At 69.1% G+C, this 12,483-nt stretch carries 10 protein-coding genes; 3 read left to right on the top strand and 7 right to left on the bottom strand.

Going from position 1 to position 12,483, the window contains the following annotated elements; translation table 11 throughout:
• The first annotated feature begins 46 nt into the window (after nucleotides 1–46).
• Both ACZ5BU_RS03940 and ACZ5BU_RS03945 read left to right on the top strand, forming a co-directional pair.
• Nucleotides 47–991, top strand: a complete 945-nt coding sequence (locus ACZ5BU_RS03940) for a helix-turn-helix transcriptional regulator (protein ID WP_465695325.1) — start codon at nucleotides 47–49, stop codon at nucleotides 989–991.
• A gap of 16 nt (nucleotides 992–1,007) precedes the next feature.
• The gene (locus ACZ5BU_RS03945; RefSeq protein WP_465695327.1) at nucleotides 1,008–1,820 is read left to right on the top strand and encodes an alpha/beta fold hydrolase; all 813 of its coding nucleotides are present in this window, start codon (nucleotides 1,008–1,010) and stop codon (nucleotides 1,818–1,820) included.
• Between the two features lie 36 nt (nucleotides 1,821–1,856).
• Here the strand turns inward: ACZ5BU_RS03945 and ACZ5BU_RS03950 are convergent, their stop codons facing one another.
• The 7 genes from ACZ5BU_RS03950 to ACZ5BU_RS03980 form a co-directional block, all read right to left on the bottom strand.
• Nucleotides 1,857–3,485 carry a phospholipase C gene (locus ACZ5BU_RS03950; protein ID WP_465695329.1) on the bottom strand — a complete coding sequence of 543 codons (1,629 nt, stop codon included), beginning with the start codon at nucleotides 3,483–3,485 and terminating at the stop codon, nucleotides 1,857–1,859.
• A gap of 23 nt (nucleotides 3,486–3,508) precedes the next feature.
• Nucleotides 3,509–4,702, bottom strand: a complete 1,194-nt coding sequence (gene efeB / locus ACZ5BU_RS03955) for an iron uptake transporter deferrochelatase/peroxidase subunit (protein WP_465695331.1) — start codon at nucleotides 4,700–4,702, stop codon at nucleotides 3,509–3,511.
• Nucleotides 4,702–5,823: an EfeM/EfeO family lipoprotein gene (locus ACZ5BU_RS03960; protein WP_465695333.1), complete on the bottom strand. Its 1,122-nt coding sequence runs from the start codon at nucleotides 5,821–5,823 to the stop codon at nucleotides 4,702–4,704. Before ACZ5BU_RS03960 ends, efeB begins: the two co-directional genes overlap by 1 nt.
• A 101-nt stretch (nucleotides 5,824–5,924) precedes the next feature.
• Nucleotides 5,925–6,833 (bottom strand): ribonuclease Z, encoded by a 909-nt coding sequence (locus ACZ5BU_RS03965; protein WP_465695335.1) that lies wholly within the window; start codon nucleotides 6,831–6,833, stop codon nucleotides 5,925–5,927.
• The gene (locus ACZ5BU_RS03970) at nucleotides 6,826–7,797 is read right to left on the bottom strand and encodes a pyridoxal-phosphate dependent enzyme (RefSeq protein ID WP_465695336.1); all 972 of its coding nucleotides are present in this window, start codon (nucleotides 7,795–7,797) and stop codon (nucleotides 6,826–6,828) included. The genes ACZ5BU_RS03965 and ACZ5BU_RS03970 overlap by 8 nt, the downstream gene beginning before the upstream one ends.
• Nucleotides 7,794–10,802, bottom strand: coding sequence for a glycine--tRNA ligase (locus ACZ5BU_RS03975; protein WP_465695338.1), 3,009 nt, complete (start codon nucleotides 10,800–10,802; stop codon nucleotides 7,794–7,796). The genes ACZ5BU_RS03970 and ACZ5BU_RS03975 overlap by 4 nt, the downstream gene beginning before the upstream one ends.
• Before the next feature lie 34 nt (nucleotides 10,803–10,836).
• A complete protein-coding gene (locus tag ACZ5BU_RS03980; RefSeq protein WP_465695340.1) occupies nucleotides 10,837–11,373 on the bottom strand; it encodes a TetR/AcrR family transcriptional regulator in 537 nt (178 codons plus the stop codon).
• Between the two features lie 90 nt (nucleotides 11,374–11,463).
• On the opposite strand from ACZ5BU_RS03980, the gene ACZ5BU_RS03985 reads away from it, so the two are divergent.
• The gene (locus ACZ5BU_RS03985) at nucleotides 11,464–12,384 is read left to right on the top strand and encodes a TIGR03564 family F420-dependent LLM class oxidoreductase (protein ID WP_465695342.1); all 921 of its coding nucleotides are present in this window, start codon (nucleotides 11,464–11,466) and stop codon (nucleotides 12,382–12,384) included.
• The last annotated feature ends 99 nt before the right edge of the window (nucleotides 12,385–12,483 follow it).

Here is a 12,483-nt window from a genome sequence, read left to right on the forward strand (position 1 = left end):
ATCAACTAGGACAGCTTCGGTCCTAACCAAATGCCAGAATCAGAAGATGATCGAGACGTCCGCACGACTGCTCAAGCTGCTCAGCCTGCTGCAGCAACCCAAGGAGTGGAGCGGTGCCGCCCTGGCCGGCGAGCTCGGCGTCGGGGTCCGGACGGTACGACGCGACGTCGACAAGCTGCGCAACCTCGGCTACCCGGTCGACGCCGTACCCGGGGTGGCCGGCTACCGCCTCGGCGCCGGCGCCGCGCTCCCACCACTGCTGCTCGACGACGAGGAGGCCGTCGCCGTCGCGGTCGGCCTGCGCGCCGCGGCCAACGGCACCGTCGCAGGCACCGAAGAGGCGTCCGTACGAGCCCTGACCAAGCTCGAGCAGGTATTGCCGTCCCATCTCCGCTACCGGATCGAGCTGCTCCAGCAGGTCGCCGTCACTCCCGCAGGCGGCCCGTCCGTGCAGCCCGACGTACTGCTGGCCGTCGCCGCGGCCTGCCGCGACCACCACCGGCTGCGCTTCGACTACAGCAACCACGACGGTACGACGACCACGCGGACGACCGAGCCGCACCGGCTCGTGCACACCGGGCGCCGGTGGTACCTGGTCGCGTGGGACCTGGACCGCGACGACTGGCGTACGTTCCGCGTCGACCGCCTCCACCCCCGGATCCCCACCGGGCCGCGGTTCACACCGCGCGAGGTACCCGAGCTGGCCTCCACGAACCGCGGGGTCGCGTACGGCGGCTACCGCTACCAGGCACGCATCCTCGTCCACGCTCCGGCCGAGGAGGTGGCCGACCGCTTCGGCCCGAACGTCGCGTCGGTGACACCGATCGACGCGGCGAGCACGCTGGTGGAGACCGGGGCACACTCGCTCGACCAGATCGCGGCGCACCTCGGCCTGCTCGGGCTGCCGTTCGAGGTGCAGGACCCGCCCGAGCTGATCGACGCGATCCGTGCGCTGGCGACGCGCCTCAACGCCGCGATCGCGACGCCCTGACCGCTACCGTTCAGACATGGATCGCTACGTCGAGACCGTGCTGGGCCGGATCCGGTTGCGTGTCGACGGGTCGGGTCCCGCGATGCTCTTCTGGCCGAGCCTCCTGATGGACGGCACCCTCTGGTCGGCCCAGGCCGCGCACTTCAAGGACCGTTTCCAGGTGATCATCGTCGATCCACCGGGACACGGCGCGAGCGAGCCGCTGACGGGACCCTTCACCTTCGAGCAGTGCGCCGAGGTGATCGATCAGATTGCCGACGAGCTGAAGGTCGGCAAAGTACATGTCATCGGCAACAGCTGGGGCGGGATGATCGGTGGCACGTTCGCGGCGCTGCACCCGGAGCGGGTCGGGATCTCTGTACTGCTGAACGCGACGGCGTCACCGGCCGGGCGCCGGCAGAAGTTCGAGTACGGCATGCTCGTGCAAGCTGCCCGACTGCTCGGCGGGATCCGTGGGCCGCTCAAGGGCCCGGTCCGGGACGCGTTCCTCGGCCCGACGGCGAAACGCGAGAAACCCGAGGCCGTTGCCAAGGTCAACGAACTGGCGAGCCGGGTGAACATCCGCTCCGGCATGCACGCCGTCACCAGCGTGGTCCCGAGCCGCCCCGACCAACGTGCGCTGTTCGGTCGCATCCGGACGCCCGTGCTGGTCGTCGCCGGCGCCGAGGACAAGACGTTCCCCGTCGCCGAGACCGAGGAGATGGCCGACTCGATCCCCGATGCGCGCTTCGTCGTACTCGAACAATCCGCGCATCTGGCGGCGCTCGAGTCCCCCAACGAGGTGAATGCCCTGATCGACGACTTCCTCGCCGATCAAGGCATTCAATAAGCACCGCCTCGCTTCGCTCGGCGGGGTGTGCGGTGGTCAGCTGACGACGGCCCCGGTCTTCGGGTCCAGGATCAGCGGCTTGCAGTTCGGGTGCGCCCACCAGCTGAACATGCTGTTCAGGCTGCCGGCCCGCTCGTCGAACGAGTGGTCACCGATCCGGCCGGTCCGCCAGTTGTCCTCGATGAACTTCAGGATCGAGGTCTGGTCGGTCAGCGCGTGATCGACGTGGTTGGTCTTCGCGTACGGAGAGACGACCAGCAGCGGCTGCCGCGGGCCGTAGCCGCACCGGTCGGCGTACCCACCGGCGACGGGCTTCTGACCGCACAGCGCGGCCTGGTCGAGCGCCGCGTCGTTCGAGCCGTTCACGCTCGGAGGCGTCACGTGGTCGTACCAGCCGTCGGAGTCGTCGTAGGCCAGCACGATCGCGGTGGACTTCCACTCCGGCGACTTCTGCAGCGCGTTGATCTCCTTGACGATGAACGCCTGCTCGTCCAGCGGGTCGGAGTACCCGGCGTGGCCGTCCTGGTACTCGCCGGCCTTCAGGAAGCTGACCGCCGGCAGGTTGTTCGCCGCGAGCGCCGCGTCGAAGTCCGACGTGTCGTACTGGTGGTTGGCCTGGTCGGTGTGACCGATCGCGGCCACCGACGACGGCGGCAGATGCTTCGGGTTCGCCGTCGACTTGTAGTACTGGAACGGCTCGTGGTGCGGGCTGTAGTCGTTCACCGTGTTGCCGCCGACGTTGGTGTGCGACGCACCGCAGACAGCCTTGCCGTTGGCCGAGGAGGTCGGCTTGAAGCCGCCCTGGAACCAGCCCCAGGTGACGTTCTGCCGGTTCAGCAGGTCACCGATGTTCTGCCCGTGCATGCCCGCCAGGTTGTTGCTGGACTTGCCGTTGCCGTTCGAGCAGTCGTCGTAGATCGGGTCGGGGTCGTTGGTGATCGTCCCGATGCCGTTCGCGTCCGGGGACTGTACGGCGTACGCGTCGGTGGTCGGCTGCCCCGTCTTCGGGTCGTACGCCTGGCCGCCGTGGGTCTGCCCGGAGATCAGGTTCAGCGCGCCCGGGGTGGACGGCCCGTACACCGTGCCGTACGAGTTGTCGCTCATCGTGTAGTGCTGGGCGTAGTTCCACAGCGCGGTGACGGTGTTGCCGTCGTAGTAGTCCATCACCAGACCCGGCTCACCGAACAGGACGGGCTGCCCGGTGCACTTGGACGTCTCGGTGAACTCGACGTACTTGTCGTCCTTGCCGCCGTTGACGGCCTTCTGCTCCGCGGAGTAGCCGTGGTTCTGGTCGCACGTCATGGCCTGCGACGGCGACAGCCGCTTCGGGTTGTACACGTTCGGGTTGTTCGTCAACAGCTCGTTGGTCAGACCGTTCGCCTTGGGCGTGTGCCGCGCGGCCTGGAACGGCGTGCCGTCGGTGTTGGCGGCCTTCGGGTAGGTACCGAAGTAGTGGTCGTACGAGATGTTCTCGCCGAAGATCACCACCACGTGCTTGATCGGCGTGGTCGTCCCAGCCGGACGGTACGACGCGGCGTCGGTCGCCGTGAACGCCGCACCGGCGTTGGTCACCCGCTGGGCGGCGCCGGGCGCGCCACAGGCGGCCAGCAACAAGCCCGTCGCGGCCGCAACGGCCGTGGCGGCGACAGGGAGTCTTGCGCGCATGCCTTCTCCTCCTGATGAATACCTCATGCGAGCAACGACCGCGCGAAGTGGTCGTTGCCGTCCCGTACACCGGGAAGCGTGAAGAAATAGCCGCCACCGACCGGCCGGATGTAGTCGACGAGCGGCTCGTCGGTCAGCCGGGTCTGGACGGCCTCGAACTGCCGGGCGATGTCCTGCTGGTAGGCGCAGAACAACAGGCCCATGTCCAGGTCACCGACCGCGTCGGTGCCCTTGTCGTAGTTGTAGCCGCGGCGCAGGAACTGGCTGGACGCGGTGTCCGGCGTCCGCGGGTTCGCCTTGCGGATGTGGCTGGTCAGCGGGATCGCCGCGCCGGTCGGGTCGGCCGGGTAGTCCGGCAGGTCGGTCTCGCTGCTGCCGTCCAGCGGCGCGCCGGAGTCCCGGCGGCGGCCAAACATGTTCTCCTGCTCGCCGACCGACACCCGGTCCCAGAACTCGACCAGCATCCGGATCTGGCGCAGTACCTGGTAGCTGCCGCCTTCGGTCCAGGCCGGCTCGCCGTTGCCCTCGCCGACCCACACGAGCTTGTCGTGATCGGCCGACGCCGGGCGGACGACTCCGTCCTTGAAGCCCATCAGGTTGCGCGGCGCACCGGCCGGCCGCGGCTTGCTCCGGAACCCGTCGACCCGCCAGCGCAGCTGCATCGCACCGCGGGTGTGCCGGGCGATGTCGCGCAATGCATGCAGCACGGTGTCGGTCTCGGTCGCGCACAGCTGCAGGCTCAGATCCCCGTGGCACAAGGCTTCGTCGAGGCTGTCGTTCGGGAACGTCTTCATCGGCGTGAGTTTTGCGGGCTTGAGTGACTTCAAGCCGTACCGGTCGTCGAACAGCGATGCGCCGACGCCGACCGTGACCGTGAGGTCGTCGCCGGGCATGTCCGGCCCGAGTACGCCGGAGTCGGCCGGCGGGGCCGTGATCCCCAACGGTGGCAACGCGCCGCCGGTGGTGAGCAGCCGCGCTCGTTCGGTCAGGGTCTTGAACAGGTCGGTCAGCTCATTCTTGCCTACGGCAATCACATCGAACGACGCGAAGATCGCCTGCGCCTGCTGCGGTGTGTCGATACCTGCCTGATGTACGCCGTGGAACGGTACGGAGGTCGGCTCTGCCGCATCGGCGTTCAACGTCAGACCCGTCACGGCCGCCGCGCCGGCGCCGGCGAGCGTACCGCGAAGGAAGGATCTCCTGTCGAAACCACTCATCAGGACCTCCGGACTTCGCAGATCGCGGCCACCGGCGCGAGGTTTTCCAGCAGTTCACCGACCGCGCCGTTCAGCTGTTCGCGCGTGGTGCGGTCGAGCTTGTCAACAGGCGTGTTCTGGTGCGCGGTCAGCAGCACGCGGACGCGGGTCTCCCACTTCTGCACCTGCGGCAGGTCGGCGTACCGCGGTTTCAGCACCGGGTCGAGGATGGCGAGGACGGTTGCCGTACCGTTCAGGTTGGCCAGCGCGGTGTTCAGCGACGTACCGCTGCCCTGGTCGTTCTCGCCGGTCAGCTCGAACTGGAGCGCGTTCTCCATGATCTCGTGGGCGCGCAGGCCGAGGTCGTTCGGATCGATCTGCTCGTTCGGCAGATCCTTCTGCAGGGCGTGTACGTCGGCCGCCAACCGGGTCGCGATCGGCTTCAGGGTCGCGGCGGACGCGTTGTGCCACAAGCCCTTCTCCAGCGGGTGGAACCCGGCGTCGGAGCCGTCGATCTTGTCGGCGAAGTCGCCGAACGCATCGTAGGCCGCACCAAGGGAGTTGTACGCCAGGTGCGCGGCCAGCCAGTCGGTGCGCGCGGCGGTCAGGTTGCCGGCGGCAACGTCGGCGTTCAGCTTGTCCGTCTTCGCGGCGAGGTCTGCGACCCCGCGGGCAATGCCGGCCTGGTACTTCTTCACCAGTGGGAGCAGGTCGTTCTTGGTCACGGCGACCACGGCCGGTCCGCCCTGGTCGGTGCCGGTCAGGGTGACGGTCGGCCCGGTGATCGGGTCGGTGTCCTCGATCAGGCAGCGGATCGCGTACTTGCCGGCGCCGAGTTGTACGTCCATCGGGGCCGTCGTGTTCGGCCCGAGGCCCTCGATCTCGCCGTACACCTTGTTGCCGGCGACATCGACCAGGTCGACCTCCGCGGCGGCGTCACCGGTGTTGTGCAGGTAGAGCGTCTGCCGCCCGGTCTTGGCGTTGGTCCAGCCCTGACCGCACTGACTGCGGGACACGCTGATACCGGTCGGTCCCCCGGCGGCGTCGGCCGGGCCTTCCCAGGGGCGCCACACCGTCACCGTTGCGGCCACGCCGAGAACAACCAGTGCCACTGCCGCCGGCAACAGACGGGGAGTGCGCACGAGAACTTGCTCCTGGGGTCGGCGGTTTGTATCCGCGGGCAATGCTAATCCTGCCGTTGCCAGGGTGCAGCCCTGTTCGCGAGCCTGTCACGCAATGTTCGCTAGCGACGGGTTGGAACTGAGATTCTGCTGAGATCCGAGGCCACGACGACCTCTCCGCCGAACTCCGCGGCCGCTTCTTCGTGGAAGCGTTCGGGCTCGAGATAGCGCTGCGAGAAGTGGGTGAGAACCAGCTTCCGTACGCCGCACTCGGCCGCGACCCGCGCCGCCTGCCGGGCCGTCAGGTGCCCGAACCGGCGCGCCAGCTCCGCTTCCGTGGACAGGTACGTCGACTCGATCACCAGCAGGTCGGCGCCGTCTGCCAGGCGTAGTACGTTCTCGCACAGGCGCGTGTCCATGACGAACGCGAACCGCTGGCCGGGGCGTACCTCGCTGACGTCCTCGATCCGTACAGTCCGTCCGCCGACCTCGATCGCCCCGGTCCGCTGCAACCGCCCGACGTCCGGGCCAGTGATGCAGTACTCCGTGAGCTTGTCGGGGAGCATGCGCCGGCCGTCAGGTTCGACCAGCTGGTACCCGTACGACTCGATCGGGTGCTCCAAACGCCGCGCCCAGAGCTGGCCGAACGAGCCGACCGAGAGCAGGCCGTCCTCCTCCACCGGCTCCTCGAGCAGTTCGGCCCGCTCGAAGAACGACGCGGCGTACCGCAGGCGGGTGAAGTACGTCCGCCCGGACGCGGGGTAATGCGCGTGCACCGGATGCGGTACGCCGTCGAGCGAGAGCCGCTGCACCACGCCCGGTACGCCGAGGCAGTGGTCGCCGTGGAAGTGCGTCACGCACAGGCGGGTGATCGCACCGGCCGAGACGCCGGCGAAGATCATCTGCCGCTGAGTGCCCTCGCCCGGATCGAACAGGAACCCCTCGTCGTCCCAGCGCAGGAAGTACCCGTTCTGGGTACGTTCCCGGGACGGCACCTGACTGCCGGTCCCGAGTACGACGAGCTCACGCAAGCGCTGCTACCAAGGTCGAGGAGGACATGTTGCCGCCGCAGGACACGACCGCGACCCGCTTCCCGGCGAGTTCGGTACGGCGTTCGCACGCGGCGGCGAATGCCAGCGCGGCGGCGCCCTCGATCAACTGGTGTTCGGTGTCGATCACCAGTCGGAGCGCTTCGCGGATCGCGTCCTCGGTGACCAGGACCCAGTCGTCGACCAGTTCACGGCACAGGTCGAAGGTGATGCTCCCGGGCTCGACACTGCCCGCCGTACCGTCCGACAAGGTCTGTTCGGCATCGACCTGAACGACCTTGCCGGCCCTCACCGACGCCGCCATCGCATCGTCGACGGCTGGTTGGGCGCCGTACACCTTGATCTGCGGTAGGTGCTTCTTCAGCACCGCGGCGACACCGCTGATCAGCCCGCCACCACCGACCGAGACCACGACAGCGTCCAACTGCTGTCCCGCGAGCTGTTCGACGATCTCGACACCGACGGTTCCTTGCCCGGCGACGATCTCCGGGTCGTTGTACGGCGGCACGTACGTCAGCCCGTTCTCCGCGGCGTACGCGCGAGCCTTCAACTCCAGCGCACCGGTGTCGTTGCCCTCGGCCCGCAGCTCGAGCCCGAACCGCTTGAGCGCGGCGACCTTTCCGGGGGCCGCGTTCTCCGGTAGATAGACGATCCCCCGCCCACCGAGCGTCGCCAACGCATTCCCGACCCCGAGCCCGTGGTTACCCGTAGACGCAGTCACCACGCCGGTCGAGCGCTGCTGGTCGGTCAGCGTGAGCACCTTCGCCATCGCCCCACGTGCCTTGAACGACCCGGTCCGCTGCTGATGCTCACACTTCACCAGCACCTCGGCACCGACGGCCTCGCTGAACGCGTCGTACCGGACGAACGGTGTCAACGTCAGATGCTGCCGAAGGGCCGGCGCGAGGTGCTCGGCCCGTTCGGCAACCTCTGCGGGACTGGTCATTCCGTGGGGCTCAGGCTGGTGCCCAGGGCCTGCCAGTCGAGGACCGGAGCCGCGAGTTGGCTGATGGTTGCGAGCAGGCCGAGGCGGGCTGCCCGGAGGTCCGGCTCCTTCGCCATCACGAGGATGTCGTCGAAGAACGCGTTCACCGGGTCGACCAGCACCGACGTGGCGGTGACGAAGTCGGACAGACCCGCCGGCGCCTGGCCGACCTTCTGTACGGCCTCGTGCAGCGCGACCTCGGCGGGCTCGGTCAGCTTGCTCGCGTCGTACTCCGCCTCCGTGCCCTCCGGCACGATCCGACGAACCCGCTGCAGCACTGCGACCAGGCCGGCGAACTCATCATTCCCGACGAGCTCCTGCAACGCCTTCAGCGTCTCGTCGGCGGCCGCCGGAGCAGTTGCCAGCGGCAACACCGCGGCCACCTGCAGGTGGTCGTCCCCACGGTCGAGCAGCTGCTGCTCGTACCGCCGTACGGTGAACTCGACGACCTCGTCGAGCGACTCCGCCGGTACGTCGATGCCCTGGGCACCGATCTCGTCCGCGGCCGCCCGCAACCCGACCGGCAGCGTGATCACCCGCAGCCCCGGGTGCTCCCGCAGGATCGCGACCACACCGGCCGCTGCCCGCCGCAGCGCGAATGGGTCCGAGCTACCGGTCGGCTTCGCACCGACACCGAACAGCCCGGCGAGCAGGTCGAACCGATCCGCCAGCGCCAGCAGCGCACCGGGAGTCGTCGACGGGACCGGATCACCGGCCGACCGCGGCAGCTCCATGTCGTACAGCGCCTGCGCGACCGCGTCGCTCTCCCCCGCACGCTTGGCGTACTCGCGCGCCATCGTGCCGGCCAGGCTGGTCAGCTCCACCACCATCTGCGACCCGAGGTCGAACTTCGCCAGCTCGGCGGCCCGCTTCAACGTGGCCAGCTCGTCGGCGTCCAACTCCACCTCGGCAGCCAGCGAAAGCGCGATCCGCCCGATCCGCCCCGCCCGGTCGGCCATCGAGCCGAGCCGCTCCTCGAACGCCAGCTTCTCCAGCTCGCCCTTCATCGACTCCAGCGGCGTCTCGAGGTCGGCCCGCCAGAAGAACGCGGCGTCCTCGTACCGGGCCCGCAGTACCGCCTCGTTGCCCGCCCGGACCAGGTCCTCGTCCACCGAACCGTTGGCCACGGCAACGAAGTGCGGCAGCAACTTCCCGTCCGCGTCCCGGACCGGCAGGTACCGCTGGTGCTTGCGCATCACGGTGGTCAGGATCTCGCTCGGCAGGTCGAGGTACTCCGGCGCGAACCCGCCGAGGATCGGGGTCGGCTCCTCGATCAGGTTGACGATCTGGTCGACCAGCGCGGCCTCGCCGTCCACGTCGACCGTGCCCTGTACCTTCGCGGCCAGGTCGGCCGCCGCCTCCACGATCGTCGCGCGGCGGCGCGCCGGATCGGCCTCGATGCCGTGGATCCGGAGCAGGTCCAGGTACCCCTCGGCGGACGCGATCTCGACCTTCGGCTGCGCGGCGGTCCGGTGCACCCGCGTCGTCCGGCCGGCGGCCAAGCTCGACACGGAAACCGGGACGATCTCGTCGCCGAGCAGCGCGACCAGCCAGCGGATCGGCCGGGTGAAGGACAGCTTGGCGTCGTTCCACCGCATGTTCTTGTCGGAGCGCAAGCCCGCGACGATCTCGCTCAGTACGCCGCTGAGCACCTCGGCCCCGCCGCGACCCGGGTCCGGCTTGGTGACCGCGACGTACTCGACGCCGTCGACCTCCAGGTCGTGCAGCTCGCTCTCGTCGACCTTCTGCCCGCGGGCGAACCCGGCGGCGGCCTTCGTCAGGTTGCCGTCGGCGTCGTACGCAGCCGACTTGCGCGGACCGCGGACGACGCGCTCCGCGTCCGGCTCACCGGCGTGGACCGAGGCGACGAACGCAACCACCCGGCGCGGAGTCGCGTACGTGGTGATCGCGCCGTGCTCTAACCGCGTCGCGGCCAGCTTCTCCTCCAGCGCGGCCTGCACGGCCGCGGCCGTCTTGGTGACCTCGGACGGCGGCATCTCCTCGGTACCGATCTCGAAGGTCAGCTGCCGGGTGCCGTTGATCACCGGGAACTCGGTCGGCTCCGGCGCGGCCGGCGGCAGCTCCGCGAGACCCAGCGGATGCTCCAGCTCCGCGCGGCGTTCCGCCCACAGCCGCGACACCTCGCGCGCCAGCGTCCGCATCCGGCCGAACGCCTTCGCGCGTTCCGTCGTACTGACGGCACCTCGGGCGTCGAGGACGTTGAACGTGTGCGAACAGCGGAGCACCTGGATGTGCGCCGGCACCGGGAGGCGGTCGTCGATCATCCGGCGCGCCTCGTTCGCGTACTCCTCGAACAGCCGCTTCTGCGACTCCACGTCCGCGTCGTCGAGGTAGTACCGGCTCATCTCGTACTCCGCCTGGCCGAAGGCCTCGCCGTACGAGATACCCGGCGCGTAGGCGATGTCCTTGAAGTGCGAGACGCCCTGCAGCGCCATCATGATCCGCTCGATGCCGTAGGTGATCTCCACCGACACCGGGTCCAGCGTCATGCCGCCGGCCTGTTGGAAGTACGTGAACTGGGTGATCTCCAGGCCGTCCAGCCAGACCTCCCAGCCGAGCCCCCAGGACCCGGTCGCCGGGTTCGCCCAGTTGTCCTCGACGAACCGTACGTCGTGCGCGTCGATGTCGATCCCGAGCGCCTCGAGGCTGTCCAGGAACAGCTCCTGCGGGTTGCCCGGGTCAGGCTTCAGTACGACCTGGAACTGCGTGTGCGTCTGCAGGCGGTTCGGGTTCTCGCCGTAGCGGCTGTCGTCCGGCCGGACACTCGGCTCGACGTACGCGACCCGCCACGGCTCGGGACCGAGCACCCGCAGGATCGTCGCCGGGTTCAGGGTCCCGGCACCGACCTCGGTGTTGAACGGCTGCACGACCATGCAGCCCCGATCGGTCCAGTACTTCGTCAGCGCGAGCAGCGCGTCCTGCATGGTGAGCACAGCAAACCTCATGCCATCGTCCAAGGGGGGTTTCCGGTCACGAAGTCTATTCGCTCCGTGCTGGTGCTATTCCCCGGATCGCCAGGGTGAGCAGCCGGGCGGCCTGTGCCGGGTCCTCGCCGCTGGCCAGCGAGATGCCGTTGACCAGCTTGAGCAGGTCCTCGATCCGGGTGTCGCTTCGTACGGCGCCCTCGTTCCGAGCACGGTCGAGGAGCTTTCGGCCGGCGGTCAGCAGGCGGGCGTGGGCGTCCGAACCGCAGTCCCCGCTCATCACCAGCGCCGTCGCCAGACCGCGGCTGCTGGTCGCGTGCCTGACCATCGCGTGCAGCCAGGTCGTCAACGCCTGCAGGGGATCCGGGTCGTCGAGCAGCTCGGTCGCCTGTGCGCAGACCGTGTCGATACTGCTCCGGAAGACCGCCTCCAGCAGGGCGATCCGGCCGCCGAAGTGCCGGTGCAGCGTCGCCGAACCGACGCCGGCGCGCCGGGCGATCTCCTCCAGCGAGGCATCCGCGCCGGACTCCCCGATCACGTCGGCCGCGACCGCGACCAGGCGTTCCCGGTTGCGCTGCGCGTCGGCTCGCATACTCGGATCCCTTGCCTAAGTGGGGTGGTCCCCCATATTTTAGCGGAGGTAAACGGGGTGCCACCCCACTTAAGCTGAGGAGACTGTTCGATGCGCATCGGCATGGCATTCGGGGATGTCCGAGGACCGAGCCCGCTACCCGAGATCACCCGGCAGATCCACGAGGCAGCCACGGCCGGGGTGAGGTCCGCGTGGATCTCGGACGGGGTCGGCTGGGACGCCCTGACCGCACTCGCCGCCGTCGGCCCGCCGTCACCGGCTGCGCTCGGCGCAGCGTCGTCGGGGATCGAGCTCGGCACCGCGGTTGTCCCGTTCCCCCAGCGGCATCCGTTACAGCTCGCCCGCCAGGCTCTCACCACGCAGGCCGCGGTCGGCGGTCGCCTCACCCTCGGCATCGGCGCCGGCATCGGCCGGATGGTCAGCACGATGTACGGCCTTCCCACCGACCACCCGGCCCGTCGCCTCCGCGAGTACCTCGAAGTACTCAGACCGCTCCTCCGAGGCGAACCGGTCGACCACCACGGCGAGTACTACACCGCCGTCGGCAGCATCTCCGTGGGTGTAAGAGCTCCAGCTGTCCTGGTGGCGGCGCTCGGGCCGGTGATGTTGAAGGCGGCGGGCGAACTGGCGGACGGGACGATTACCTGGATGACCGGGCCGCGGACGCTCAGCGACCACGTGGTGCCGTCGATCACCCGCGCGGCCGCTGGGCGGGTCCCGCGGGTCGTGGCCGGGTTCGCGGTGTGCCTGACGTCAGACGAGGAAGGCGTACGGGCCCGGTTCGCCGAGCAGTTCGCGCTGGCGGGGCAGGTACCCGAATACCGCGCGATGCTCGACCGCGAAGGTGTCACCGGGCCGGCCGACGTCCTGCTGGCCGGAGACGAGACGGCGATCACCAAGCAGCTCGACCAGATCCGCGACACCGGTGCCACGGACGCGATGCTGGCACCGGTCGGGACGGCAGACGAGCAACGTCGTACGACCGAGTTCCTGTCTACAGTGGTCCGGTGATCTCGCCCAGACATGCGGCTGTAGTTCGCTAGTTCCGTCGTCCGCTCCCCGGCGCCGCTCCCGGCGTACGGGTCGAGCCGTGCTGCCCATCTTTCGTCA

This window comes from Kribbella sp. NPDC031520, from assembly GCF_055580825.1.

What these genes read in the sequence shown, in the direction of transcription:
- ACZ5BU_RS03945 (WP_465695327.1), top strand. Translation starts at nt 1,008, where the DNA reads ATGGATCGCTACGTCGAGACCGTGCTGGGCCGGATCCGGTTGCGTGTC.
- efeB (WP_465695331.1), bottom strand. Translation starts at nt 4,702, where the DNA reads ATGAGTGGTTTCGACAGGAGATCCTTCCTTCGCGGTACGCTCGCCGGC.
- ACZ5BU_RS03950 (WP_465695329.1), bottom strand. Translation starts at nt 3,485, where the DNA reads ATGCGCGCAAGACTCCCTGTCGCCGCCACGGCCGTTGCGGCCGCGACG.
- ACZ5BU_RS03980 (WP_465695340.1), bottom strand. Translation starts at nt 11,373, where the DNA reads ATGCGAGCCGACGCGCAGCGCAACCGGGAACGCCTGGTCGCGGTCGCG.
- ACZ5BU_RS03970 (WP_465695336.1), bottom strand. Translation starts at nt 7,797, where the DNA reads ATGACCAGTCCCGCAGAGGTTGCCGAACGGGCCGAGCACCTCGCGCCG.
- ACZ5BU_RS03940 (WP_465695325.1), top strand. Translation starts at nt 47, where the DNA reads ATGATCGAGACGTCCGCACGACTGCTCAAGCTGCTCAGCCTGCTGCAG.
- ACZ5BU_RS03975 (WP_465695338.1), bottom strand. Translation starts at nt 10,802, where the DNA reads ATGAGGTTTGCTGTGCTCACCATGCAGGACGCGCTGCTCGCGCTGACG.
- ACZ5BU_RS03985 (WP_465695342.1), top strand. Translation starts at nt 11,464, where the DNA reads ATGCGCATCGGCATGGCATTCGGGGATGTCCGAGGACCGAGCCCGCTA.